The sequence below is a fragment of the Curtobacterium sp. MCBD17_013 genome (assembly GCF_003234565.1).
GTDB lineage: Bacteria > Actinomycetota > Actinomycetes > Actinomycetales > Microbacteriaceae > Curtobacterium.
This window is the reverse complement of the sequence record NZ_QKTU01000005.1, coordinates 124637-150098: the sequence shown is the minus strand read 5'-3', so window position 1 is coordinate 150098 and position 25462 is coordinate 124637. Positions and strand designations below refer to the sequence as shown.

Genomic DNA, 25462 nt, shown 5'->3' with positions numbered 1-25462 from the left:
ACGTCGAGCCCCGCCCCGCGGTCGAGCCCGACCGGGTGGTGCACGGCGACAACCTCGACGTCCTCGCGACGCTGCCCGACGGGCTCGCGACGCTCGTCTACCTGGACCCGCCGTTCAACACCGGACGGACCCAGACGCGTCGTGCGTCGACGGCGGTCCGCGCCGTCGACGGCCCCGTCCGGGGGTTCCAGGGGCGGTCGTACGAACGCGTCCGGGGTGACCTCATGCGGTACGACGACCGGTTCGAGGACTACTGGTCGTTCCTCGAGCCGCGGCTCGCGGAGGCCTGGCGGGTGCTCGCCGACGACGGCACGCTGTACGTCCACCTCGACTACCGCGAGGCGCACTACGCCAAGGTCCTGCTCGACGCGCTGTTCGGCCGCGACGCGTTCCTCAACGAGATCATCTGGGCCTACGACTACGGCGCCAAGTCCCGGACCCGCTGGCCGACGAAGCACGACACGATCCTCGTCTACGTCAAGGACCCGGAGCGGTACCACTTCGACTCCGAGGCGGTCGACCGCGAGCCCTACATGGCGCCCGGCCTCGTCACGCCCGAGAAGCGCGAACGCGGCAAGCTCCCCACCGACGTGTGGTGGCACACGATCGTGTCGCCGACGGGTCGCGAGAAGACCGGGTACCCGACGCAGAAGCCCGAGGGGGTGCTCCGCCGGATCGTCCAGGCGTCGAGTCGGCCCGGGGACCTCGTGCTCGACTTCTTCGCCGGCAGCGGGACGACCGGGGCCGTCGCGGCGGCGCTCGGACGGCGGTTCCTGCTCGTCGACGACAATCCCGAGGCGATCGCCGTGATGCGGCGACGTCTGCCCGCAGCGGTGTTCACCACGGCCGAGCCGCCCGCCGCGGACGTCGAGGACCCGGCCGTCTGACCGCGGGCGTCCCCGCGGAGTTCCCCGTTGTCGGCGAATCCCGGGCGCCGCTCGGCGGTTCCGCTCCGAGACGCACGAACGCTCCGAGACGCACGAACGCCCCGGAGTGGTCTCCGGGGCGTTCGTGGTCGTCGAGGTGCGACGTCAGGCGCTGTGCTTGCCGTGCCGCTCGGCGTGGCCGACGTCGGTGGTGCCGTCGGTCGGCGAGGCGGCGGGGGCGGCTACCCTGCCCCGCTCGGCCTCGAGGACCGGTGCGGCGTGCTTGGGCGCGTCCGACTCGTTGTGCACACGACTCGGGGAGTCGACCGCGGCGGCGGCGGAGTGTGCCCCGTGCGTCGGCGCATCCGCGAGCGGCGCGCGGGTCTCACCGCTGTCGAGCGACACGTCCGGTGAGGTCGGCACGGTGTCGACCGCGCCGGTGTCGGGGGACACGAGCGAACCCATCGACGCGGCCGAACCCTGAGCGCCGACGTCGAGGTCGTCGCTCCCGCCGTTGTGCCCGGCAGCGCCACTCGGCACGGACCCCGCAGCGTCGTTCGCCTGCTCCTGCAGGGCCGAGACCTTGCGGAGCGGCGGCGTGCGGAAGAACCACGTCAGGATGAACGCGAGCAGGAGCACGCCGAGGCCGACGTAGTAGATCTGCACGGCGGAGTTGTTGAACCCGGTCAGGAACGCCCTGGTCAAGCGCGGGTCGGCGCCGTTGAGGAACGACGTGTCGCTCGTGTCACTCGTCGTGCTCTTCGCGTTCGACGAGCCCTTCTTGACCTGCTTGATGATGGTCGGCGCGACCGCGGTGACCACGTGCTTCCGCTGCGAGGCGTTCGCGTAGTCGATCCGGAGCCCGCCGTTGCGGACGGAGGCGTGCGCCTGTGCGGCCGCGGCCCGCAGTGCCTTGCGCTCCGCGGCAGGCCGCGCGGCGGCGACCTGCTGCTGGATCACCGACTGCGCGGCAGCCGCCGGGACCTTGCCGGCGCTGACCTGCTGCTGGACGGCCGTCGTGACCTGCTTCGTGACGGCCTGGTCGGCTTGGCCCTTCGCCTGGGTCGCGCCCTGGTCGAGCTGGCTCTGGATCTTCTTCTTGACCGGGGTCACGATCGGGTTCCAGATCTGCTTCATGACGCCGGCGTTCTTCGACGCGCTGGCCACCGACGGCGTGAGGGCTGCGTCGAGGCCGTTCGTCAGGGTGCTCTTGTTCTCCATGGCGGTCGAGATGTTCGTCGGCATGCTCGCGAAGAGCACCGACAGCAGGATCGCCGTGCCGAGCGTTCCACCGATCTGCCGGAAGAACGTCGACGCGCTCGTGGCGACGCCGATGTCACGCGGACCGACCGAATTCTGCGACGCGAGCGTCAGGGTCTGCATGAGCTGGCCGAGCCCCAGGCCGATGAAGAACATGGCGATGAGCAGGAACCACAGCGGCTTGTCGACGGTGATGAACGTCAGGACGATGTAGCCGATCGAGGTCACCGCGGTGCCCGTCACCGGGAAGATCCGGTACTTGCCGGTCCGCGAGATGATCTGGCCGGAGGTGATCGAGGCGATCATCAGTCCGAGGACCATCGGGAGGGTGGCGAACCCGGACTCGGTCGGGGTCAGGCCCTTGACGATCTGCAGGTACAGCGGGAGCGTCAGCAGCGCGCCGAACATGCCGAACCCGACGAGGACACCCAGGATCGTCGACATCGAGAACACCCGCGAGCGGAACAGCTTCATCGGGATGATCGCGTCGTCGCGCATCGCGCGCTCGACGAGGATGAACGCCAGCAGGCCGAGCCCGCCGATGACGTAGCAGGTCCACGATCCGACCGAGGTCCAACCCCAGTCGCGACCCTGCTCAGCGACGAGCAGGAGCGGCGCGAGGGTCACCACGACGAGCGCGGCACCCCAGTAGTCGATGCGGACCTTGCGCTTGTCACCGACCCGCGGCAGATGCAGGAAGACGATGACCATGATCAGCGCCGCGATGCCGATCGGCACGTTGATGAGGAACACCCAGCGCCAGCCCGTGATGAACAGGATCTGCGCGGCGCCGGAGAACAGACCACCGACGAGCGGGCCGATGACCGACGAGACGCCGAACACCGCGAGGAAGTACCCCTGGTACTTGGCGCGCTGACGCGGGGCCAACATGTCGCCCATGATCGCGAGCGGCAGCGACATGAGGCCACCGGCACCGAGGCCCTGCACGCCACGGAACGCGGCGAGCATGACCATCGACGTCGAGAACGACGCGGCGAACGAGCCGATGATGAAGATCGCGATGGCGATGAGGAACAGCGGTCGCCGCCCGAAGAGGTCGGACAGCTTGCCGTAGATCGGGGTCATGATCGTCGACGCGATGAGGTACGCGGTCGTCACCCACGCCTGCTCGTTCAGCCCGTGCAGGTCGTCACCGATCGTGCGGATCGCGGTCCCGACGATCGTCTGGTCCAGGGCGCCCAGGAACATGCCGGCCATGAGGCCGTAGATCACGAGCAGGATCTGCCGGTGCGACATCACCGCGTTCGATGACGTGGTGGGGGACGACGAGGTGCCGGCCCGTTGCGTCGCGGTCTGGGTCATTGTGCTGGTTCTCCGTCTGGTGCGGGGTCTGGGATGTCCGGCGGCGCTCGGTGCTCGAATCGATCGGGCCGCCGTTGCCGAGAAGTTTGCGCCGCGTGCAAAGTTACAGGTCACGCAACTCAGGCGACAACGCGACGATCACGCCAGGGTATTCCCCGTCGCTCCGACCTGATCGAGCTCCGGGCGACCTGTGGACGGAGGCCCCGCGATCTGTGCCGATGCGCAGGTAGGCTCCGCCGCATGGTGTCCGAACCCGCCGGGCTCACCTACCGACCCGCGGATCTGCCCGGCCCCCGTCCCACCGTCCTCGTGCTGCCCGGTGGTGGGTACGAGGAACACGGCCGCCCGAGTTCGGAGCTGCTCGCCGAGTGGTTCGCCGGGATCGGCGTGCACGGGGTCGTGCTGCGCTACCCGGTCGCCCCGCACCGGCACCCCGAACCCCTGGACGCGGCACGGGCGGCGTTCCGCTGGCTGCGGTCGGGCGCGGCGCCGATCGACGTGGATCGGGCGCGCGTCGGTGTCGTCGGTTCGAGCGCCGGCGGGCACCTCGCCGCGTGCCTGGCGAACGGGATCGATGACCCCGACGACGACCGGCCCGCGTTCTGCGTCCTCAACTACCCGTCGTCTCGATGGAGCACCCGACGCGGACCCGGCCGATGCGGAACCTGCTCGGCGATGCACCGTCGTGGCGGCTCCGGCGCGAGCTGTCCATGGAGACCCGGGTCGACGCGCGGACGCCACCGACCTTCGTGTGGACGACGGCGGACGACCGCATCGTGCGCGCGACGCACGCACTCGCGTACGTGGAGGCCCTGGTCCGGAACGAGGTGCCGGTCGAGTTCCACCTGTTCCCGCACGGGAGGCACGGGCTCGGCACGGCGGTCAAGGAACCGCACACCTCGCAGTGGACGCGCCTGTGCGAGAACTGGCTGCGGTACCAGCGCGTGCTCTGACCGTCAGCTGATCGGGAGGCGCGGGGCGGAGCCGCACCGTGCCTCCCGACCGAGTGCCCGGGTCGTCAGGCGTCGCCGAGTGCGGCGTCGACGATCTCCCTGGCCTCGCGCTGGACCTGCTCGAGGTGCTCCTGCCCGACGAACGACTCCGCGTAGATCTTGTAGACGTCCTCGGTGCCGGACGGGCGTGCGGCGAACCACGCGCGGTCCGTGACGACCTTGACCCCACCGACGGCCGCGCCGTTGCCCGGTGCCTTCGACAGCTTCGCGACGATGGGGTCGCCCGCCAGGGTGTCCGCCTGGATCGCGTCGCCGTCGAGCTTGCCGAGCGCTGCCTTCTGGGCCTTCGTCGCAGCGGCGTCGACGCGCTGGTACACGGGGTCACCGAAGCGCTCCGTGAGCTCGCGGTAGAGCTGCGACGGTGTCTTGCCCGTGACGGCGATGATCTCGGACGCGAGCAGCGCGAGGATGATGCCGTCCTTGTCGGTCGTCCACGCGGTGCCGTCCATCCGGAGGAACGAGGCACCCGCGCTCTCCTCGCCACCGAAGCCCACGGAGCCGTCGATCAGGCCTGGGACGAACCACTTGAACCCGACCGGGACCTCCCACAGGGTCCGGCCGAGCGACTCCGCGACGCGGTCGATGATGCTCGAGGAGACGAGGGTCTTGCCGATCGCGGCGTCCTGCCGCCAGTGCGGACGGTGCGAGTACAGGTACTCGATCGCCACCGCCAGGTAGTGGTTGGGGTTCATGAGCCCACCGTCCGGCGTGACGATCCCGTGCCGGTCGGAATCGGCGTCGTTGCCCGTGAGGACGTCGAATTCGTCCTTGTGGGCGAGCACCGACGCCATGGCGGACGGGCTCGACGGGTCCATCCGGATCTTGCCGTCCCAGTCGAGGGTCATGAACGACCACGTCGGGTCGACGTCGGGGTTCACCACCGTCAGGTCGAGGCCGTAGTGGTCCCGGATGCGGTTCCAGTAGGGCAGGCTGGCGCCGCCGAGCGGGTCCGCGCCGATCCGGACGCCCGCGCGCTTGATCGCCGCGATGTCGATGATGTCCGCCAGGTCGTGCACGTACGTGTCGAGGAAGTCGTACCGGCCGGGGCTCGCCTGCTCCTGGCGCTGCACGTCCACGAGACCGCCGGCGATGATCGCGTTGGCCCGGTCGGCGATCCACTTCGTCGCGTCGCTGTCCGCGGGCCCACCGTGCGGTGGGTTGTACTTGAAGCCGCCGTCGCGCGGGGGGTTGTGGCTCGGCGTGATGACGATGCCATCGGCGGTGTCGTCGTGGCCCTCGCGGTTGTAGCGGATGATCGCGTGGCTCAGCGCGGGCGTCGGTACGTAGCCGTTGTCCTTGTCGGCGAGCACGGTGACGCCGTTCGCGGCCAGGACCTCGAGCGCGGTGCGTTCGGCCGGACCGCTCAGCGCGTGCGTGTCGCGGCCGATGAACAGCGGCCCCGTGGTGCCCTGCTGCGCGCGGTACTCGACGATCGCCTGGGTGATGGCGGCGATGTGTGCGTCGTTGAACGCGGTGTCGAGCGAGGAGCCCCGGTGGCCGGACGTGCCGAACACCACCATCTGCTCGGGGTTCGATGCGTCCGGGACCCGCGAGTAGTAGGCGTCGACGAGCTCTTGGAGATCGACGAGGTCCTCGGCGGTCGCGGGCGTTCCGGCACGGTCGTTCATGCGCCCATCCTGGCACCGCGCCGTGTCCTGTGCCCGACTGTCCACAGGCCGGCGCCCGACGGGGTCCAGGGAGGAATGACACCGGTTGCATCGACAACCATTCCCTAGGATCGGGGGATGACGACGGACGACGTGCCCTGGCTCGACCGCGAGCAGGTCCGCGTGTGGATCCGCCTCGTCGCCGTCATGGAGCTCCTGCCCGCGGCGCTCGACCAGCAGTTGCAGCGCGATTCCGACCTGACGCACTTCGACTACATGGTCATCGCCATGCTCTCCGAACGCGACGACCGCACGCTGCGCATGACGGCCCTGTCCGCCGCCACGAACAGCTCGTTGCCGCGGCTGTCCCACGTCGTCACCCGCCTCGAGAAGCGCGGGCTCGTCTCGCGGTGCCCGTCGACGGACGACCGGCGGGCAACGGACGTCCGACTCACGGACGCCGGGTGGGAGGCCGTGGTCGCCGCTGCCCCCGGCCACGTCCGGAACGCCCGCCACCTCGTGGTCGACGCGATCGGCGAGGACCGCTTCCGGCAGCTCGACGCCGACCTCCGCGCGATGCTCCGCCGACTCGACCCCGAGGGTCGCCTCGCCGCCCTCACCGACCCGGATGGCCGCCCGCCCGTGCAATAGAGTCGGCCGCATGGCCGAGCCCGATGCCTCCGCGTCCGACACGTACAGCTACCTCGGACCGGCCGGGACCTTCACGGAGGCCGCGCTCAAGCAGGTCGCCGCGGCCGCCGGCAAGCCCTGGCGGTCGGTCAACAACGTCGGCGAGGCCCTCGACGACGTCATGAGCGGACGGAGCGTCGGCGCGGTCATCGCCATCGAGAACAGCGTCGACGGTGGGGTCACCGCCACGCAGGACGCCCTCGCGCGCATCCCGGGGGTCCGCATCATCGGCGAGTACCTCGTGCCGGTCGACTTCGTCCTCGTCGCGCGGCACGGCACCGTGCTCGCGGACGTCCGCACCGTGAACGCCCACCCGGTCGCGTACGGGCAGACCTACCGCTGGCTCGAGGACCACGTCCCGGGGCACGGACACATCCCCGCGTCGTCGAACGTCGCGGCGGCGGCGGCGCTCCTCGACCCGGCCGCGGGGGCGCTCGCCGAGGCCGCGGTCGCCCCGCCCGGCATCACCGACCACCACGACCTCGCCGTCCTCGCCGAGCACATCGGCGAGAACCCGTTCGCCGTCACGCGGTTCGTCCTCGTGTCGCGGGACCTGGCGATCCCGGCCCGGACCGGCGCCGACAAGACGAGCGTCGTCGTGGAGCTGCCGGACGACCGCGCAGGTGCGCTCGTCGACCTGCTCGAGCAGTTCGCCACCCGGGGCATCAACATGGGGCTCCTCAGCTCGCGGCCGATCGGCGACGAGCTCGGCCGCTACCGCTTCGTCATCGACCTGGACGGCCACGTGCACGACGAGCGCGTGGCGGACGCGCTCCTCGGCCTCCGGCGGTTCAGCCCCCGGGTGACGTTCCTCGGGTCGTACCCCAGGGCCGACGGCCACGCGTCCGAGGTGCAGGCCCGGTACCGGGACGAAGCGTTCACCGAGGCACGCGAGTGGCTCCGACGGATCGTCGCGGGCGAGCCTGGTTGACCCGGCCGGGCCGGACGCCGGTGACCCACCAGGTGGGCGCCTGTGGAACGACCCGGCCGTCCACAGAAGCCGGGGGCCGAGAAGACGGATCTGGCGGTCCCGGTAGCGTTGTCGCATGACGACGCCCCCCGAGACCGATGCGGCCCCGCGCGACGACGTCGCCGCGGTGCCCTCGACCGCCGCCCACTCGGCCACGAGCCAGCACACCGCCGCCGTGGTCTACAACCCGATCAAGGTCGACCTGCCGGCCCTGCGCCAGAGCGTGAGCCGCTACGAACGTGAGGCCGGGTGGAGCGAGACCCTTTGGTTCGCGACGACCGAGGAGGACCCGGGCGCCGGCATGGCCCGGGCCGCGCTCGAGGCCGGTGCCGATGTGGTGGCCGCCGCGGGCGGCGACGGCACGACGCGGATCGTCGCCGAGGTCGTGCACGGATCCGGCGCGTCGCTCGCGCTGCTGCCGAGCGGCACCGGCAACCTGCTCGCGCGGAACATGCGGTTCCCGCTCGACGAGATGGACACGAGCGTGCAGACCCTGTTCCACGGCGAGGACCGCGCGGTCGACATCGGCATGCTCACCGTCGAGCGTGAGGGTGGGGAGCGTGAGGACTTCGGGTTCCTCGTCATGGCCGGGCTCGGGCTCGACGCCCGGATGCTCGCCAACACGCGCCCGGAGCTCAAGAAACGGGTGGGCTGGCTCGCCTACGTCGACGCCGTGGCCCGATCGCTCCGTGACTCCGACAGCATGGAGGCCCGCTACAACCTCGACGGTGCCGGCAACCGCTCGCTCCGCGCCCACACGCTCATCGTGGGCAACTGCGGCACCCTGCAGGCCGGCATCCTCCTGCTGCCCGACGCCACGATCACGGACGGCGTGTTCGACGTCGTCGCGCTGCGGCCGAAGTCCGTGTTCGGCTGGGCCCGGATCGGCGCCCGCCTGATGTGGGAGAACGCGATCCTGCGGCGTGCGCGATCGACCAAGATCGGCCAGACCGCGGTGGGGGAGCGGATCATCGCCCGGGCACGTGAGGAACGTCCGCTGCGGTACATGCGCGGCAAGGAGATCGTCGTGCGGCTCGAGACGCCCGACGAGTTCGAGATCGACGGCGACCCGGTGGGTCGGATCCGGGCGTTCCGGGCGCGCATCGACGAAGGCGGCTTGACCGTGCGCGTGCCCGTCGGGCACGTGCTGCACTGAGCGACGGCCGCCGACGACGGACGTCCGGCACCCACCAACCTCCTGCACGATCCGTGCGGCGGCCGGGAGGCGCGGGACGGGCGCGCGCCGTCCCTCCCGTCCGATCGGCGCCGGACCGGCGCGAGGGGGCGGTCGGTAAGATGCTCCAGTGATCGATCCGCAGCTCCTCCGCGACCACCCCGACCGGATCAAGGCATCGCAGGCGGCCCGTGGTGACTCCGTGGAGCTCGTCGACCAAGCGCTCGCCGCGGACACCGCACGTCGGCTCGCGATCTCGTCGTTCGAGGCGCTCCGTGCCGAGCAGAACGCGTTCGGCAAGACCGTCGCGAAGGCACCGAAGGACGAGAAGGCGGCGCTCGTGCAGCAGGCGCAGGCGCTCGCCGCCCGGGTCAAGCAGGCCCAGGCGATCGTCACCGAGTCCGAGGACGCGTTCCGCACGACCGTCGGGAAGCTCGCGAACCCGATCATCGAGGGCGTCCCGAGCGGCGGCGAGGAGGACTTCGTCACCCTGCGCACCGTCGGCACGAAGCCGGAGTTCGACTTCGAGCCGAAGGACCACGCCGACCTCGGCGAGCACCTCGGGATCATCGACATCCCGCGTGGCACGAAGGTGTCCGGCTCGCGCTTCTACTTCCTCCGCGGCATGGGGGCGCGGCTCGAGATCGCGCTCATGAACCTCGCGCTCGACCGGGCGATCGCCCACGGCTTCGAGCCCCTCATCACGCCGACGCTCGTGCGCCCCGAGACGATGGCCGGCACGGGGTTCCTCGGTGAGCACGCCGACGAGATCTACTACCTGCCCGCCGACGACCTGTACCTGACCGGCACGAGTGAGGTCGCGCTCGCGGGCTACCACTCCGACGAGATCCTCGACGTGTCGAACGGCCCCCTCCGCTACGCCGGGTGGTCGACGTGCTACCGACGCGAGGCCGGGTCCGCGGGCAAGGACAACCGCGGGATCCTCCGGGTCCACCAGTTCAACAAGCTCGAGATGTTCGCGTACGTGCACCCCGACGAGGCCGAGGCGGAGCACGACCGGCTCGTCTCCTACCAGGAGGACATGCTCGGCGCGCTCGGCCTCCACTACCGCGTCATCGACGTCGCCGCCGGTGACCTCGGGCAGAGCGCCGCCCGCAAGTTCGACATCGAGGCGTGGGTGCCGACGCAGGGGACCTACCGCGAGCTCACCTCGACGTCGAACTGCACGACGTTCCAGGCCCGCCGCCTCGACATCCGGCACCGCACCGAGTCCGGCAAGACCGCCCCGGTGGCGACGCTGAACGGCACGCTCGCCACGACCCGCTGGCTCGTCGCGATCCTCGAGACGCACCAGCAGGCCGACGGCACGGTCGTCGTGCCCGAGGTCCTCCGCCCGTACCTCGGCGGCACCGAGGTGATCGAGCCGCGATGACCGACGACCTCCGCGAGCAGGCCGTCCCCGACCCCGGGGCGAGCTCGGGTGCGACGTCGACGGCGCCGCGGCCGGACCACTGGCTCGTGGCGCTCGACATCGACGGGACGGTCATGCGCGAGGACGGCGTCATCACCGACGCGACGAGCGCGGCCGTCCATGCTGCGGTGGAGGCCGGACACGAGGTGATGCTCTCGACCGGTCGCAGCGCCTCCATGACGTTGCCCGTGGTCGCGGCCCTCGGGATCCGCCCACGGTTCCTGGTGTGCGCGAACGGCGCGATCACGCTCGAGCGGAGCGACGCCCCCGAGGACGCCGAGCACGGGGGCTACCGCCGCGCGTTCGTGGAGTCCTTCGACCCGACCGAGGTCCTCCGCACCATCCGCGGGTCCCTGCACGGCGCCGCGTTCGGCGTCGAGGACGAGACGGGCCACTACCGCGTGCACGGGATCTTCCCCGAGGGCAGCCTGAGTTCCGACGTCGAGCACGTCGCGTTCGACGACCTCTTCGGCGTCGAGGCCACCCGGGTCGTCGTCATCTCGCCGAACCACGACCTCGACGACTTCCTGCGGGCGGTGGACCGGATGGGCCTCCACAAGGTGTCCTACAACGTGGGGTGGACCGCCTGGCTCGACATCGCGCCCGAGGGCGTGACCAAGGCCAGCGCGATGGAGCGGGTCCGGTCCGTGCTCGACGTCCCACGGTCGCGCGTGTTCGCGGCGGGCGACGGCCGGAACGACATCGACATGCTGCACTGGGCCGCCGAGTCCGGCCGCGGCGTCGTGATGGGCCAGGCGCCCGAGGACGTCGTCGCGGCCGGCGGTGAGGTCACCGGGAGCGTCGCGGAGGACGGTCTGGCCGCCGCACTCGCGACGCTCCCGCGCTGACCCGGCCCGGTTCCCGGTTCCAGGTTCCCGGTTTCCGGTTCCCGGTTCCGCAAGATCGCAGTCGTTGCCGTTTCGACGGTGGTGTGAGCGGCAACGACTGCGATCCCGGTGGGATGACGTGGCGTCAGCCGCAGAACTCGTAGGGCGGCACCCTGTCCGTGCTCACCCAGATCGACCGCACCTGCTGCGGCGTCGACCGCACGTCGAACACGATCCAGGCGCCGTGGTCCTGGTAGCCGCGGTAGTCCTCCTGGTCGTCCTCGCGGATCTGCACGAGGTCGGGGTGGTGCGCCTCGAGGGTCGCCAGCGGTGTGCCGAGCGTGTCGCCCTGCGCCGTCTTCGGCGAGGAGGCCCCGGCGCCCTGCAGGAGGATCCCGTGCACGACGTCGCGCGCGTCCGGCAGTGCCTGGGTCCACACGGAGGAACCGGTCCGCCGCCATATCGCGATGTTCGGGTTCGGGCAGTCGTCCGAGCGCGTGTACGCGGTCATGGACGCGCCCTCGGCCGTCACCGAACCGCCGATGGTGAGCGGCCCGACGCCGGCACCCGTGATCGTCCACGTCGTCGGGTCGGCGAGGTCGAGCGTCGGGGAGGCGGATGGTGTGGCGGCCGGCGGCGTGGTGGGCGTCGCGGTCGTGCTGGGCGTGGGCGTCGTCGTGGTGGCCGACGCACTCGGGCGTCCGGTGTGGCCGACCGTGGTGGCGGTGTCGGCCGCGGTCGAGGTGCTGCAGCCGGCGAGGGTGACGACGAGAGCGGTCGCGGCGATCAGGACGATCGCGGACCGCGGTGTGGTGGACATCGAGGCGTTCCGTTCCGGGAGACGCCGGTGCCCCGTGGCATCCGCTCCACGTCCCCCGTCGCTCATCTTGGCGGACTGGTCGACGGTGCGTGGCGGCTCCACGATCACGGTTCCGTCACACCGATCACGGTTCCGTCACGGTGTGCGGGAGGCGCCTCCCGGCCGTCCCGGCTGCCGCTCGTCCACCGCATCGCGAGATCGCAGAAGGTGCCGCTCTGGGGGTGCTCAGAGCGGCAACAACTGCGATCTCGACGGGAGGGTCGGCGGGGCGGGCGCGGGCCGTGCCTCCCGGCCGCGAGGCTCGCTAGACTCGCACGCGCCGGTCGCCACCGTCAGGTGGTCCAGCCAGGAGGGTTGTCCGAGCGGCCGATGGAGCTTGTCTTGAAAACAAGTGGGCAGTGATGTCTCGTGGGTTCGAATCCCACACCCTCCGCCGACGGGCTACGCGGCGTCCGCGGCGGCGCGCGCGAGCAGTCCGAGCGTGTCGACCACTCGGTTCGAGAACCCCCACTCGTTGTCGTACCAGGCGACGACCTTGACGTGGCGGCCGCCGTCGACGCGCGTGAGGAGCGAGTCGAACACGCTCGACTCCGGACGTCCCATGATGTCGGTCGACACGAGCGGGTCCGCCGTGTACGCGAGCACCCCGGCGAGTGGCCCGTCGGCAGCCGCACGGTAGGCGGCGTTCACCTCGTCGACCGTGACGTCACGGGCCACGACGGTGTTCAGCTCGACGATCGACCCCACGGGGACGGGCACCCGGATGGAGTCGCCCGAGAGCTTGCCGTCGAGTCGGGGGAGCACGAGTCCGATGGCCTTCGCGGCGCCGGTGGTCGTCGGGACGATGTTCACGCCCGCGGCCCGCGCTCGCCGGAGGTCCCGATGCGGGCCGTCCTGCAGGTTCTGTTCCTGCGTGTACGCGTGCACGGTCGTCATGAACCCGTGCTCGATGCCGGCGAGGTCGTCGAGGACGCTCGCGAGCGGCGCGAGGGCGTTCGTCGTGCAGCTCGCGTTGCTGACGACGGTGTGCGTGGCCGGGTCGAACGCGTCGGTGTTCACGCCGTAGGCGAGCGTCACGTCCGCCTCGGTGGCCGGTGCGCTCACGAGCACGCGACGGGCGCCCGCCTCGAGGTGCTGCGCAGCGGCCTCTCGTGTCGTGAAGCGGCCGGTCGACTCGAGGACGACCTCGACGCCCAGGTCGGCCCAGGGCAGTGCCGACGGATCGCGCTCGGCGAGCACGCGGATCCGCTGACCGTCGACCACGAGCGTGTCGTCGTCGACCTCCACGCTCCCGTCGAAGGGTCCGAGTGCGGAGTCGTAGCGGAACAGGTGGGCGAGGGTCGCGGGTGCGGTGAGGTCGTTGACGGCGACGACCTCGAGGTCCTCGCCGCCGCGGGCCAGGAGCGCGCGCAGGGTGTTGCGGCCGATGCGGCCGAATCCGTTGATGCCGATGCGGGTCATGTGGGTTCCTTCCGTTCCTCCGCTCATCGTCATCGAGCCGGGAGGCCCGCTCCAGTGGCAGGAACGCCATGATCCGGGAGGATCTCGCCAGGGCTACTGCTGGAACACGCGGCGGTAGGCGGTAGGGGAGATGCCGAGGATCCGCCGGAAGTGCAGACGCAGGTTGGTGTCCGTCCCGAGCCCCACCCGCGCGGCCACCTGGTCGACGGCGAGGTCGGAGCGTTCGAGCAGCTCCCGCGCCAGGTCGACGCGCGCGCGGAGCACCCACTGCATGGGCGTGTAGCCGGTGCTCTCGACGAAGCGGCGTGAGAACGTCCGGGTGGACACGTTCGCGTGGGCAGCCAGTGCGTCGAGTGTCAGGGCGTCGCCGAGGTGTCGCAACGCCCATTCTCGCGTCGTCGCGAAGGTTTCGTCGGTCGGGTCCGGCACGGTCCGTTCGATGTACTGGGCCTGGCCGCCGCTCCGGTGGGGCGCGCTCACGAGCCGTCGGGCGACGTGGTTCGCGAGCCCGACGCCGTGGTCGCGTCGGACGATGTGGAGGCAGAGGTCGATGCCGCTCGCCGCCCCCGCGCTCGTGAGCACCGACCCCTCGTCGACGAAGAGCACGTCCTCGTCCACCTCGACGCCGGGGTACCGGTCCTGCAGCACCCGCGTGTAGTGCCAGTGGGTCGTCGCCCGGCGCCCGTCCAGGAGGCCCGCCGCAGCGAGCGCGAACGCCCCGGTGGAGATCGCGGCGACGCGCTTGCCGCGCTCGTGGGCACCGCGGAGTGCGGTGACGACCTCGGGAGGCGGTGGCGTGTCCGCCGGGAACCGGTACCCCGGCACGAACACGGTCTGCGCCCAGTCGACCGCCTCGAGTCCGCGCCCCACCGCGTAGGCGAGGCCGTCCCCGCCGCGGACGGTGCCGACGCTCGGGCCACAGAGGCGCACCTCGTACGGCATGCTCGGCCGGTTGGCGAACACCTGGGCGGGGATCCCGACGTCGAGCGGCTTCGCGCCGGGCAACACGAGCACCGCCACACGGTGCGGTCGGACAGGCATCCTGCGACGGTAGCCCGAACCCGCGAACACTCGACGCGCGTCCAGCGTACGGTCACCGGTGCGTGCCGCCGAGGGGCGGCCGTGCGAGGAGGAACACCGACATGAGCAGCACCGGCGCCGTTCGTGATCAGCCGACCAGGAGTCTCGTCCCGGCTCGGATGGATCGCTTGCCCTGGACCCGGTTCCACTGGTCGATCGTGGTCGGCCTCGGGATCTCGTGGGTCCTGGACGGTCTCGAGATCCAGATCGTGTCGAACGCGGGATTCCAGAAGCCGCTCGGCCTCTCGACCCAGCAGGTCGCCGACCTCGGCACGATCTACCTGTTCGGACAGGTCATCGGCGCGCTCGTGTTCGGGCGGCTCTCGGACCGGCTGGGTCGACGGAAGCTGTTCCTCCTGACGCTCGCGATCTACCTCGTCGGATCGGGGATCGCCGGGTTCGCGCCGGACTTCGCGTTCCTCGCGGTGTTCCGGTTCGTGGCCGGGCTCGGTATCGGTGGCGAGTACGCGGCGATCAACTCCGCGATCGACGAGCTCATCCCGTCGCGGTTCCGCGGACACGTGGACATCGCGATCAACGGCACCTACTGGGGCGGCGCCGCGATCGGTGCGGCCGCGAACATCTACCTGCTCAACACCGCGAACTTCTCGGAGAACGTCGGTTGGCGCATCGGGTTCTTCATCGGCCCGGTGCTCGGCATCCTCATCATCTTCCTGCGGCGACACATCCCGGAGAGTCCGCGGTGGCTCATGACGCACGGGCGCGAGCAGGAGGCCGACGACACGGTGACCCGGATCGAGGCCGAGGTCGAGCGGGAGTCGGGGCATCCCCTCGAGCGGGTCGACGAGTCGAAGGCGATGGACGTCACGCCGCTCGACCGCGTCGGCTTCCGCACGATCGTCGGTGTGCTGTTCCGGCAGTACCCCACGCGGACCCTGGTCGGCGCGACCATGATGATCACGCAGTCGTTCCTGTACAACGCGATCTTCTTCACGTACGCGCTCGTGCTCACGAACTTCTACGGCCTGCAGACCTCCCAGACGTCGATCTACTTCTTCCCGTTCGCGATCGGCAACCTGCTCGGGCCGCTCGTGCTCGGTCGCCTGTTCGACACCTGGGGCCGTCGGCAGATGATCTTCCTGACCTACCTGGTCTCGGGGATCGTGCTGGCCGTCTCGGCGTTCATGTTCCAGGCCGACGCGATCAGCGCCACGTGGCAGACCGTGTTCTGGTGCGTCTCGTTCTTCTTCGCGTCGGCCGGCGCGTCGAGCGCGTACCTGACGGTGAGCGAGATCTTCCCGCTCGAGCTGCGGTCGCAGGCGATCTCGTACTTCTTCGCCCTCGCGCAGATCTTCGGCGCGGTCGCGCCCCTCATCTACGGCGCGTTCATCGGCGACGGGTCGAGCCGTACCCCGCTGTTCTGGGGGTACCTCATGGGCGCCGCGATCATGGTGCTCGGTGGTGTGATCGCCCTGATCTTCGGGGTGGACGCGGCGCGGAAGGGCCTGGAGTCCGTCACGCAGCCGCTCTCGGTCGTGGGAGGCGGGGCGCGCACGAGCGACCGGGCCGACCGGGCTCGCGCGCGCCGGTAGGCGCGGCTCCGCGCCGCTCGGGGTTCGACTTCGTACTTCGTATCCCGTATTCAGGATGTTTGGCGCATCGAACGGTCGCCTGGCAGCCTTCCGGTTCGAGCGTGTGGAAGCCACGCGCTCCGGACCAGGGGCGGAGGCGACATGGGGTCAGCGCAGGGCGGAGTCGAACCGGGGCGAGCGCGGGGCATCCAGGTCGGTGCGGTGGCGTGGACGGGTGCGGTGGCGCGGACGACCGTCGTCGGGGTCGACCGGACGGCTGCGATCGGCAGCTGCGGCAGCGCCCGCGATCTGAGGTGCTGCCCCGTCCACATCGAGGGTCCGAGTGCGCTCGTCCCGAGTCGGCACATCCAGCGGGGCACGGGCCGATGCCGCTGAGCGAGGGTGTCGTGATGCACCGCTCAGATCGCACCCCGGTCCCGGGTGGACGGACGACGTCCCCCACCGATGGTGGTGCGCGGAACAACGCTGCGCCAGCCGCCGGGCTCGGTCGGTCAGCGACGGGCGCGGGTGCTGTCGGGCTCGACACCGGCGTCGTGCCGATCGACGAGACGCCGGGTGCGGGCATGACCGGTCCGGACGCAGGGGTGGGTGGCGCGGTGCGCCGTGACCTCCTGCGCGACGCGGTGTTCACGCGGCTGGTCCACCGGATCCTGCGCGGGGAGTACCGGTCCGGGCAGCGGTTGCGGCTCGACGGGATCGCCGCCGAACTCGGGGTGTCTCGGACTCCGGTGCGCGAGGCCCTGGTCCCGCTCGAGGCGTTGCGGCTCGTCCAGGTACAGCGCTACGTCGGCGTGGTCATCGCGCCCTGGACGCCGGCGCACATGGTCGAGCGGGTGCAGATCGCGCAGGGTCTGCTCGCGGTGCCGTACCCGACGTCGTCCATCGAGCGTCATCGGAGCGACCCGCCGGTCGACGTCGGGGCGTTCGATGCGACCGCGCTCCGGGCCTGCCGATCCGACGCCGGTCGGTTCGCCGTCCTCGCCGAGTGGACGCTCCGGCGCCTCGATCGCCCGGTGAGTGCGGACTGGCTCGCGGCGCAGCTGCCCGTGCTCGACGCCTTCTACATGCGTGAGGTCGCCGGTCGGCACGGGTTGGACGTCGCCGTCGGGGCCGCGCAACGCGCGAGCTCGCTGGCGTCAGCGCTCGGGGCGGTGTGGGACGAGGACCTCGTCGCGGCCATCCGTCACCTCGACGCCTTCGCCGACGCGCTCGCTGCATTCGACCGAGGGACCCACAGACGCGACCTCTGAACGACCGCCATCGCGGAACTCGGCTACCGCTGCTACCGTGATCGCAATTCATGATAGGAGGGCCATGATGTTCGAGACCGCACTGCTCACGAGCTTCCTCGCCGTGGAGCGCACGGGGGGCTTCACCGCTGCTGCCAAAGACCTCGGTCTGCGGCAGTCGACGATCAGCGGACACGTCGCCCGACTCGAGCGACAGACCGGTCGGCAACTGTTCCGACGGGACACGCACGCGGTGGAGCTGACACCGGACGGCATGGCCATGGTCCGCTTCGCCCGCGAGATCCTCGCCGCACAGGGACAGGCCGAGGCGTACTTCACGGACACCGGACTCGCCGGTCACATCCGGTTCGGTGCGTCCGAGGACATCGTCGCGACCGGTCTGCCGGACATCCTGCTCGACTTCCGGAACGCGTACCCCTCGGTGGACCTCGACCTCCGGGTGGGGCTGACCGCGGAACTGCGCGAGGAGGTCCGGAGCAACCGGCTCGACCTCGCCCTCGTCAAGCGCCGTCCGAGCGAGGACGTCGGCGACCTGGTGTTCCGCGACCCGCTCGTGTGGGCCGGGCGCGAGGGTGAGGTCGTCGACCCGGACGAACCCGTGCACCTCGTCACCTACCCCGGCACGAGCGTGACCCGTGATGCCGCCGTCGCCGCGCTCGAGGGTGCCGGCCGGCCCTACCGGATCACCTGCGTGTCCGCGAGCCAACAGGGCATCCGGGCAGCGGTGTACGCCGGGCTGGGCGTGACCGTGCACCCCGGGTCGATCCTCCCGGCCGGGTTGGTCCCACTGACCGGACTGCCGGACCCGGGCTGGACGGAGTTCACGCTCGTGTCGCGTGCCGGACCGCCGAGCGTCGCGATGTCGGAGCTCGTCAACGCGATCCGTACGGGCGCGGACCGCGTCATCAAGGGGCATTCGATCGCGCGCGCGGGGGCCTGACGCTCCCTCGACGTGACCCCCGTTCGGGGGCACGCCGAGGGGATCCCGGCGGTGGCCACCCGCTCGGGTATCGTCCCCGCGGACGACGGCACCCGAGCCGTCAGCCCGAACTGCCAGGAGGAAGCGTCGTGTCCGACTTCGACGACCTCACCGACCCGCGGCGGGAGCCGACGATCCTCCGAGGTCCGGGCGGTCGTGTGATCGGCGCACGGCACGGTCGACGGCACCGCGGGTTCCGGCCGGCGCGACTCCTGGTGGGCGTGGCGATGCTCGCCGGCATCAGTGTCGTGACCGCCGGCTCACTCACTGCCTACGCCGCCTACGACCTGGGGCACCGGATCGCCCAGAACGCGGTCGACGTCGGGGGAGCGGGCGGGCAGAGCACCGACGGCGCGTTCAACGTCCTGGCCGTGGCTGCCGACAACGACCCCGGGCAGGGCACCGAGTACGGGGTCCGGCAGGCGACGCTCAACGACGCGAACGTGCTGCTGCACGTGTCCGCGGACCACACGCAGGCCGTCGCGATCAGCTTCCCCCGCGACCTGCTCGTCGACCAGCCAGCCTGCACGAGCCACGGGACGACGACTGCCGCGGTGCAGGACACCCCGCTCAACGAGGCGTACGGGCGCGGCGGCCTGGGCTGCGTGGTGAGGACCGTCGAGCAGGTCAGCGGACTGCGCATCCCGTACGCCGCGCAGATGAGCTTCGACGGCATCATCGGACTCTCCGACGCGATCGGGGGTGTCCCCGTCTGCGTGACGGACGACGTCGACGACCCGTACACGGGCCTCCGGTTACGCGCCGGCGAGCACACGGTGTCGGGGGCGACCGCGCTGGCGTTCCTCCGCGACCGCCACGGGATCGGCGACCAGAGCGACCTGTCCCGGATCTCGAGCCTGCAGCAGTTCCTGTCGTCGCTCGTGCGGAAGGTCAAGGGCAACGGCACGCTCGGCGATCCGGCGAAGCTGTACGGGCTGGCCCGCGTCGCCTCGCACACGGTCAAGCTCTCGACGACACTCACGGATCCGTCGACCATGGTCGCCATGGCGCGGACGTTCCAGGGCATCGGACTCGACCGCATCACGTTCGTGCAGTACCCGGGCGCCACAGATGACCCGGACCACCCCGGCAAGGTCGTTCCGGACTCCACGACCGCCCGCCAGCTCATGGCGGCGGTGCGCTCGGATCGGTCGTTCTCGCTCGCCGCGGGGTCGGTGGGCCGTGGGTCGGAGTCGGTCAGCGGTGGGTCGAGCGGGTCGGGCGTGTCCAGCGCGGCGGGCGGGTCCTCGAGCGCGAGCGGCGGTGGCTCAGGCGGCAGCGGCAGTGCGGGCTCCGGCGGCTCCGGCTCCGGTGGCTCCGGCTCCGACGCCGATTCCGGCTCCGGCTCCGGCTCCGGCTCCGGCTCGGCAGGGTCGGGAGGCGCGGGGCACGAGGGGACTTCGGCCTCCGCACGTCCCGAGACGATCAGCGGCGTGACCGGTCAGACCGCGCAGCAGCGGACCTGCGCGGTCGCGGCCGGTTGACGAGCCGGACCGGGCAGCGGAGCCGAATCGGTCGCGGCCGAGTGACCGGAGGAACACTCGGGTCGCGGACGCGACCACGAGGTGACGTGCGGGGTGAGCGGGGCCGGAGCCGGGCCTCCCGGCCGGTGCGCTCGTCGTACCGTCCTGCCCGAGTCGACACATCGTCGGCTCGGACAGGAGGAGTGCCATGAGCGTCGTCCGAACCGTCAGCGTCCCGGCCCCCGACGGGAGTCCCGCGCGCTGCTGGGCGGGGATGATGATCCCGCAGGCGGTCGTGCGGAACCCCCGGAACGGGCACGTCCTCATCGCGCGGTACCGGGCCGACCGGACGATGGGCGTGCTCGACGTCGACGTCTCCGGCGCGACGGCCCGCACCCGATCGGACACCACGCTGCTCGACGGTGCCGGCGCCGCCGTCGTGTTCGACCAGGGGCAGGCGACGGCGACGGCGAGCAACGGGAACATCAACGACTCGCACAACTCGGTGTCCGCGGTCGTCGACCGGCAGGGGGACCTGCACGTCACCGGGAACAACCACAACACCGCGCTCCGGTACTGGCGGACCACGTCGGCGGACGACCCGACCACGCTCCGGAGCAAGGACGCGCCGGGGCCCATGGACGGCGTCTGGGTGGTGAAGGACCGCACGGGTGCCGAGGTCCGGCGGTACCTCGACGCCGGTGCGGAGCTCGGCGCCTGCAGCTACCCGACGTTCTTCCGGGGCCCCCAGGGGCAGGTGTTCCTGTCGTGGCGGAACGGGGAGTCCGGCCGCGGCAACCAGTTCCTGTACGGGTACGTCGAGTCGTCGAAGCGGTGGGTGAGCGTCGCGGGGGAGGACATGCGGTACGCGCCGTACCCCGACGGCCGCATCCTGCTCGAGGGCATGTCGAACGACGTCAGTCCTTACCCGACCCTGCCGGTGCCCGGTCCCGACGGCTGGTGGTGGATGGTGTGGGTCTGGCGCGGGGACCCGACGGACGCGGACACGAACGGACGGCTCTCGGCGGCGCGGAGCCAGGACCTGCGCCAGTGGTACGGCCTCGACGGGACGACGCTCCCGCCGACCATCACGTTCGGGACGTCTGGGGTCGTGGTGGACGACCTCCCACTCACCGGGAGCGGTCTGCTCAACGACGCGACGCGCATCGGGTTCGACCGCGCAGGGCGACCGGTGATCGCCTACTACAAGTACGTCGGCAGCGGGAGCGGGCGGACGACGCAGCTCTTCGTGGCCAGGCCGGACGGGGCCTCCCGGCAGTGGGTCGTGACGCAGGTTTCGGCCTGGAGCGGGGCCTACGACCTCGCCCGACTCGGCACCGCGCAGCAGGGCATCGCGGTGACGAGCGTGTCGACACCGGTCCCGGCGGCGGCACCGAACGACGTCGTCGTCGGCTACGCGCGATCGAACGGACCGGCTCGCGCGATCACGGTGGCGAGCGGGGCGAGCGGGGCGAGCGGGGCGAGCGCCGGCAGCGCACGCAGCGTCGCGGACGCGCCCATCCCGACCACCACGACCCCGCCCGAACTCACACAGCGGTCCGTCGACCCCGCGCGATACCCCGGTCTGGCCGTGCGGACGGCCGTCACGGACGCTTTCGACGACGACGGCCGCCGCGTCGCGTGGACGCTCCGGTGGGACGCGGGGCCGTACCGGAACGATGGGCGGGCGCCCGACGTCGCGTTCCCGGCCGAGGGGTCGCCCCTGACGCTGGTGCTCACCGACGTGGACGACTCGGGGGTCGCGGGGTAGGCGGTCGGGCGGGGCGGGCAGCGGTGGCTCAGAACCCGTAGAGCAGGGATCCGTGGAGCTCGACGCCGGATACGGCGGAGACGGTGGGATTTGAACCCTGTTCGATGCCGCACCAGCAGTGAGGACGGCCCCGGCTTCCCCGTATCTACCGCTACTGAGGACCGTTTCGAGTTGACTCAGTTGCTATCGATTACCGAGAGTTGTGGGTGAAACGTGGGCAGTCTCGCCCCAGACCCGCGCGCACCGCGAGACGCAGGACCAGGCGGTCCCGCGGGCTACGGCGGGGGGACGGGTGGCCGGGGGGGCTTAGCCGAGGTACTTGACCGTTGTGAAGGTCTGGGTCTCAGTGACACGGACGGAGCACTCGAAGTTCGAACGCAGCATCGCGCCGAAGCTGTTCTCCGAGTCGACCGTGCCGGTCACGGTGAACGGTCCGACCCCGGACACGGAGTCGTTGAACTTGGCCGTAGACGGTGACTTCAGGTGGTCCTTTACCTGGTTCTCACACGCACTTTTCGCCTCGAAGCTGTTGTCTGAAACGCTGTCGTCGCTCGAGTGTGAGAACGATCCGATGACGGTCAGGATGATCGCGAGGGCGACGATTCCACCGCAGCCGATCCCGAACACCTTGAAACAACCGGGACCGCTGGTCGGCTGACCTCCCGGTGCGGCATTGAGGTTGGGCTGCGGCGGTAGCTTGTCGGACATGATCCCCCTTGAGGTCGGCTCAAGGAACGTAGCGCGTCCCCGAGCCAAATGCATCTCGCACTCTGCTCGGCCCGTAAGGGCGGGCAGCTCCGGATGTCCGACGTCCCGGCTAGCGTTCGTCCCGTCCGGAGCAGGACACCGAACACCATGGGGAGAGCACGATGAAGTACATCTACAAGATCAACTCGCACGTCAACGGGGGCGTCGCGCTCGCCTTCGACATCGAAGCGGACAGCTACGCCTTGCACACCGGCGGCTTCTTCGACTTCTACCAGGGTTTCGGGCAAAACCGAGAACTGATCGCCACGGTCGACGCAACCAAGGTGTTCGACATCCAGCGCACCGAGAACAACGCGAAGTAGCTGTCAGCGGTACTGTTCACGACGAGCGGTCTCCGGACGTACCCTCCGGAGGCCGCTCCTTGCATCAGCGTCCCCTCGAACCGTTGCTGCGGACACGTGCTTCCTGCCGCAGCTTCCCGTCAACGCGGATATCGACGAAGCTCGAGATGTCCGCACCGTTGATGGTTACTTCCACGACGGGTGCCGGCGCAGGCGACACGTACACGGAAGGTGCGGCGGCGTAGTTAGGCGTCACAAGTCCACCGTCTGCGTAGCCTCGTGGCTTGCCTGAGTTCAGCCCGTTCAGGAACCCGAGGCCGAGCCGGTCGACCGCCGCTGCCTTGAACACGAACTCGCCGTTCGAGAGCTTCGCGTCGATAGAGTCCGACGTTCCCGTGCCGGGACCGGACACGTACCCACCAGAGGCGAAGGCGACGTTCCCCGACGACGCGTGCGCCACGATCGGCGTCGACGCACCAACCGAGGCGGCATGCTGAATCGCGGCGGCGAGTCCGTTCACGGCATTCTTCGTCGCGTTCACGTTCTCGGCACCGGACACGATGACGCTCATACGGGTGCTGTACGTCTTGGGGATGGACTCGATCGCCAGCTTCAGCGTGTCGACCGGTCCCTTGGAGCTTCCCGCGTTGTTCGAGAAAGCGGTTGCCCAGTCTTTCGGCGTGCCAAGGATCTTGTCCGCGTACTGCTGCGCTGCCGCGCCGGTGATGCCGTACTGTCCCAGCGCAGCAATCAGCGAGTTGCGCCCAGATTCCATCGCCTTGGTCGCCTGGTCCTGCGAACCCGTCTGCGTGTACAGCGCACCCGCGTAGCTCTCCGTGGACGACGCGATCGCATCAAGCGCCGCCTCGTTCGCTCGACCCTTGTCTGTGTTGTCGTCCAGCGTGGTGCCGTTGTCCTTGATGCTTGACGTCACCGCATCGATCGCGGCCTGGTAGTCGCGGTACGCGGACCGCGCATCCAGCGTCGGGGACGACAAGTCCTTCAGCGCGTTCGATACGTTCTCGATGCTCTGCGCTGCCGTGTCACTCGAGCTCGACAGGGAATCGATGTCAGTAGAAGCCCCTGCTGCCGCGTCACCAGCCGAGGCGGTAGAGGAGGAGCTGTCGTCAGTAGCCTTCTTCTGGTCCTGGAACTGCTTCTTGCTGTCCTCGACAGACTTCGACAGCATCGCGATGTTCTGGCCGGCCGAGTGAGCCGCCTCCGACTGGCCAGTGAAGATGCCGCCGAAGGTGTTGGTCTTGCCAATCTTCCGGAGCACGTCGTCGAGCGCATCGCCGCCCTCGCTCACCGCGTCGGTAAGCTCCTTCTGCCCGACGCCCGCCTTCTTCGCCGCCTCGTATGCGTGATCCTGCGCAAGAACCTGCGCCACGTACGCGCGTGTGTTCTTCGTGACCGCGCCCGTCTGCTGATCAAGCGTCGCCAGGAGCTCCGATGCGTTGTTCGCGATCTTGGACTGCTGGTTCGCGTACAGCGCGAACACGGTGGTAGCAAGCGTGATGCCAGCCGTTAGCGAACCGATCGCGAGGCCGGCCGACTTCCCGGACACCTGCATGCCGGTGAGCGCAGCCTTCGCCGCCGCGATCTTCGGCACCAGCACCAGGAACGCGCCACCAGAGAGCCCCACCGCCGCCGTCACGCCAACAACCGCCAACGTCAGGTCCTTCGCAACAGGACTCGCGCTCGCATACGCCGACACGAGCCCCGTGAGGCCCTGAGTAGCTGACCGCAGAAGGCCCGTGGAACCCTCACCGGTGGAAATTTCAGCGGACTCGAGCGCCGCCTTCAGCTTTGACAGGTCCCCATTGAGGGAATTCATTTTGCCAGACGCCTGCTCAGCCGCGAACCCCTGGTCGTTGACCTTGTTCGTCCACGAGTCGACAGCCTTCGCCCCGCCCTCGTAGAGAACGTTCGCCGCAGTGATCTGCGCGTTGCCGAAAATCTGCCCCAACGCCGCGTTCCGCGTCGCCTGATCCAACGGCCCCAGGTTCTTCTTCAACTGCTGCGCCGCACCATCAACGCCGATGAAGTTCCCCTGCGCGTCGTACAGGTTGATGTTGTACTTCTCCATCGTCTGCGCCGCGAGCTGCGACGGCGCAGTCAGTGAGAGCAGCACACCGCGCAGCTCCGTGCCAGCCTGCTCGCCGATGATGCCGTTCTGCGCGAACTCCGCGAGCACGCCCGTGGTCTGCTCGATCGACACTCCAAGCGACTCCGACACCGGACCCACGTACTTCAGTGCTTCGCCGAGATCCTGCACCGAACCAAGAGCCTTGTCCGCACCAGCCGCCAGCAGGTCAGCGATGTGGGGAACGTCCGCACCCTTCAGCTTGAACTGTGTCATCGCAGACGCCGCAATCGACGTCGCATCAGCCACATTCAGCTGACCGGCCGCCGCCAAGTCGAGCGCACCCTTCAGTGCACCACCAAGCTGATCCTTGACCGAAACGCCGGCCTTCGTCAGCTCAGTCTCCGCATCCGCAACCTGCGTGGCAGAGAACCCGATGCCCTGCCCCATCGTCAGGGCGGCGTTCCGGAGCCCCGTCATCTCCGCAGCAGTCGCATGCGAAAGGGTCTGCACCTGCGCCATCTGCGCATCGAAATCGGCGGTCGCCTTCACCATGGACGCGAACCCGGCCGCAGCAAGCGCACCGATACCGCCGATAGCGATGCCCAGAGAAGTGAACGATTCCTTCTTCTTCGCCAGATTCTCAGCCTCGGAGCCCATGTTCCGGGTTTCCGCAGCAGCCTTCTGCATGCCGGAGATGTAGCCGTTGACCTGCGCGGTCAGGGAGACGCTTACGCTTCGATCTGCCATTGGTGGTTCCTCATTCCGCGTCGATGAATGGCCGACGC

The 25462-nt window shown here is 70.1% G+C and carries 20 protein-coding genes, 1 tRNA gene and 1 pseudogene; 15 read left to right on the top strand and 7 right to left on the bottom strand.

What is annotated here, in order from left to right:
- Positions 1 to 35 precede the first annotated feature (35 nt).
- Positions 36 to 887 (top strand): DNA-methyltransferase, encoded by an 852-nt coding sequence (locus tag DEI81_RS08115; protein WP_375334603.1) that lies wholly within the window; start codon positions 36 to 38, stop codon positions 885 to 887.
- Between the two features lie 144 nt (positions 888 to 1031).
- On the opposite strand, the gene DEI81_RS08110 is transcribed toward DEI81_RS08115, so the two are convergent.
- Complete coding sequence (locus DEI81_RS08110) at positions 1032 to 3449, bottom strand: MDR family MFS transporter (protein ID WP_375334764.1); 2418 nt, start codon at positions 3447 to 3449, stop codon at positions 1032 to 1034.
- A gap of 33 nt (positions 3450 to 3482) precedes the next feature.
- Here DEI81_RS08110 and DEI81_RS16750 point away from each other — a divergent pair.
- Together DEI81_RS16750 and DEI81_RS08100 are read left to right on the top strand one after the other, a co-directional pair.
- Positions 3483 to 4022, top strand: a pseudogene (locus tag DEI81_RS16750) (alpha/beta hydrolase); the annotation flags it as partial.
- A 56-nt stretch (positions 4023 to 4078) separates the two neighbouring features.
- A complete protein-coding gene (locus DEI81_RS08100) occupies positions 4079 to 4402 on the top strand; it encodes an alpha/beta hydrolase (RefSeq protein ID WP_111010138.1) in 324 nt (107 codons plus the stop codon).
- A 65-nt stretch (positions 4403 to 4467) separates the two neighbouring features.
- Here the strand turns inward: DEI81_RS08100 and pgm are convergent, their stop codons facing one another.
- On the bottom strand, positions 4468 to 6090 hold the full coding sequence (gene pgm, locus DEI81_RS08095) for a phosphoglucomutase (alpha-D-glucose-1,6-bisphosphate-dependent) (protein ID WP_111010136.1): 1623 nt from the start codon (positions 6088 to 6090) through the stop codon (positions 4468 to 4470).
- A gap of 117 nt (positions 6091 to 6207) precedes the next feature.
- Here pgm and DEI81_RS08090 point away from each other — a divergent pair, with 117 nt between their 5' ends.
- From DEI81_RS08090 to DEI81_RS08070, 5 genes are all read left to right on the top strand, one after another.
- Positions 6208 to 6720 (top strand): MarR family winged helix-turn-helix transcriptional regulator, encoded by a 513-nt coding sequence (locus DEI81_RS08090; protein ID WP_111010134.1) that lies wholly within the window; start codon positions 6208 to 6210, stop codon positions 6718 to 6720.
- 10 nt (positions 6721 to 6730) lie between these two features.
- On the top strand, positions 6731 to 7690 hold the full coding sequence (gene pheA / locus DEI81_RS08085; protein WP_181434622.1) for a prephenate dehydratase: 960 nt from the start codon (positions 6731 to 6733) through the stop codon (positions 7688 to 7690).
- Positions 7691 to 7805: 115 nt separating this feature from the next.
- The gene (locus tag DEI81_RS08080; protein ID WP_111010130.1) at positions 7806 to 8885 is read left to right on the top strand and encodes a diacylglycerol kinase family protein; all 1080 of its coding nucleotides are present in this window, start codon (positions 7806 to 7808) and stop codon (positions 8883 to 8885) included.
- Between the two features lie 148 nt (positions 8886 to 9033).
- Positions 9034 to 10296: a serine--tRNA ligase gene (gene serS, locus DEI81_RS08075; RefSeq protein ID WP_111010128.1), complete on the top strand. Its 1263-nt coding sequence runs from the start codon at positions 9034 to 9036 to the stop codon at positions 10294 to 10296.
- A complete protein-coding gene (locus DEI81_RS08070) occupies positions 10293 to 11183 on the top strand; it encodes an HAD family hydrolase (protein ID WP_111010126.1) in 891 nt (296 codons plus the stop codon). Before serS ends, DEI81_RS08070 begins: the two co-directional genes overlap by 4 nt.
- Positions 11184 to 11307: 124 nt before the next feature.
- On the opposite strand, the gene DEI81_RS08065 is transcribed toward DEI81_RS08070, so the two are convergent.
- The gene (locus tag DEI81_RS08065) at positions 11308 to 11982 is read right to left on the bottom strand and encodes a hypothetical protein (protein ID WP_146244045.1); all 675 of its coding nucleotides are present in this window, start codon (positions 11980 to 11982) and stop codon (positions 11308 to 11310) included.
- A gap of 348 nt (positions 11983 to 12330) precedes the next feature.
- Between DEI81_RS08065 and DEI81_RS08060 the strand changes: the two genes are divergently transcribed.
- Positions 12331 to 12415: transfer RNA gene (locus DEI81_RS08060), tRNA-Ser, on the top strand.
- 8 nt (positions 12416 to 12423) lie between these two features.
- Here the strand turns inward: DEI81_RS08060 and gap are convergent.
- Together gap and DEI81_RS08050 are read right to left on the bottom strand one after the other, a co-directional pair.
- Complete coding sequence (gap, locus tag DEI81_RS08055) at positions 12424 to 13443, bottom strand: type I glyceraldehyde-3-phosphate dehydrogenase (RefSeq protein WP_111010122.1); 1020 nt, start codon at positions 13441 to 13443, stop codon at positions 12424 to 12426.
- 93 nt (positions 13444 to 13536) lie between these two features.
- Positions 13537 to 14484 (bottom strand): GlxA family transcriptional regulator, encoded by a 948-nt coding sequence (locus DEI81_RS08050; protein WP_111010230.1) that lies wholly within the window; start codon positions 14482 to 14484, stop codon positions 13537 to 13539.
- A gap of 101 nt (positions 14485 to 14585) precedes the next feature.
- On the opposite strand from DEI81_RS08050, the gene DEI81_RS08045 reads away from it, so the two are divergent.
- The 5 genes from DEI81_RS08045 (at position 14586) to DEI81_RS08020 (ending at position 21539) form a co-directional block, all read left to right on the top strand.
- Positions 14586 to 16076 carry an MFS transporter gene (locus DEI81_RS08045; RefSeq protein ID WP_181435351.1) on the top strand — a complete coding sequence of 497 codons (1491 nt, stop codon included), beginning with the start codon at positions 14586 to 14588 and terminating at the stop codon, positions 16074 to 16076.
- A 389-nt stretch (positions 16077 to 16465) separates the two neighbouring features.
- Positions 16466 to 17326, top strand: coding sequence for a GntR family transcriptional regulator (locus DEI81_RS08035; protein ID WP_181435350.1), 861 nt, complete (start codon positions 16466 to 16468; stop codon positions 17324 to 17326).
- Between the two features lie 64 nt (positions 17327 to 17390).
- A complete protein-coding gene (locus tag DEI81_RS08030) occupies positions 17391 to 18266 on the top strand; it encodes a LysR family transcriptional regulator (RefSeq protein WP_220035650.1) in 876 nt (291 codons plus the stop codon).
- A 128-nt stretch (positions 18267 to 18394) separates the two neighbouring features.
- A complete protein-coding gene (locus DEI81_RS08025; RefSeq protein WP_111010115.1) occupies positions 18395 to 19789 on the top strand; it encodes an LCP family protein in 1395 nt (464 codons plus the stop codon).
- 187 nt (positions 19790 to 19976) lie between these two features.
- Positions 19977 to 21539 carry a BNR repeat-containing protein gene (locus DEI81_RS08020; RefSeq protein WP_111010113.1) on the top strand — a complete coding sequence of 521 codons (1563 nt, stop codon included), beginning with the start codon at positions 19977 to 19979 and terminating at the stop codon, positions 21537 to 21539.
- A 306-nt stretch (positions 21540 to 21845) separates the two neighbouring features.
- On the opposite strand, the gene DEI81_RS08015 is transcribed toward DEI81_RS08020, so the two are convergent.
- Entirely contained in the window at positions 21846 to 22247 is a 402-nt protein-coding gene (locus tag DEI81_RS08015) for a hypothetical protein (protein ID WP_146244044.1), read from the bottom strand.
- A 161-nt stretch (positions 22248 to 22408) separates the two neighbouring features.
- Between DEI81_RS08015 and DEI81_RS08010 the strand changes: the two genes are divergently transcribed.
- Positions 22409 to 22609, top strand: coding sequence for a hypothetical protein (locus DEI81_RS08010; RefSeq protein ID WP_111010109.1), 201 nt, complete (start codon positions 22409 to 22411; stop codon positions 22607 to 22609).
- Positions 22610 to 22673: 64 nt separating this feature from the next.
- Here DEI81_RS08010 and DEI81_RS08005 read toward each other — a convergent pair whose 3' ends face one another.
- Complete coding sequence (locus tag DEI81_RS08005) at positions 22674 to 25424, bottom strand: phage tail tape measure protein (RefSeq protein WP_111010107.1); 2751 nt, start codon at positions 25422 to 25424, stop codon at positions 22674 to 22676.
- Positions 25425 to 25462 lie beyond the last annotated feature (38 nt).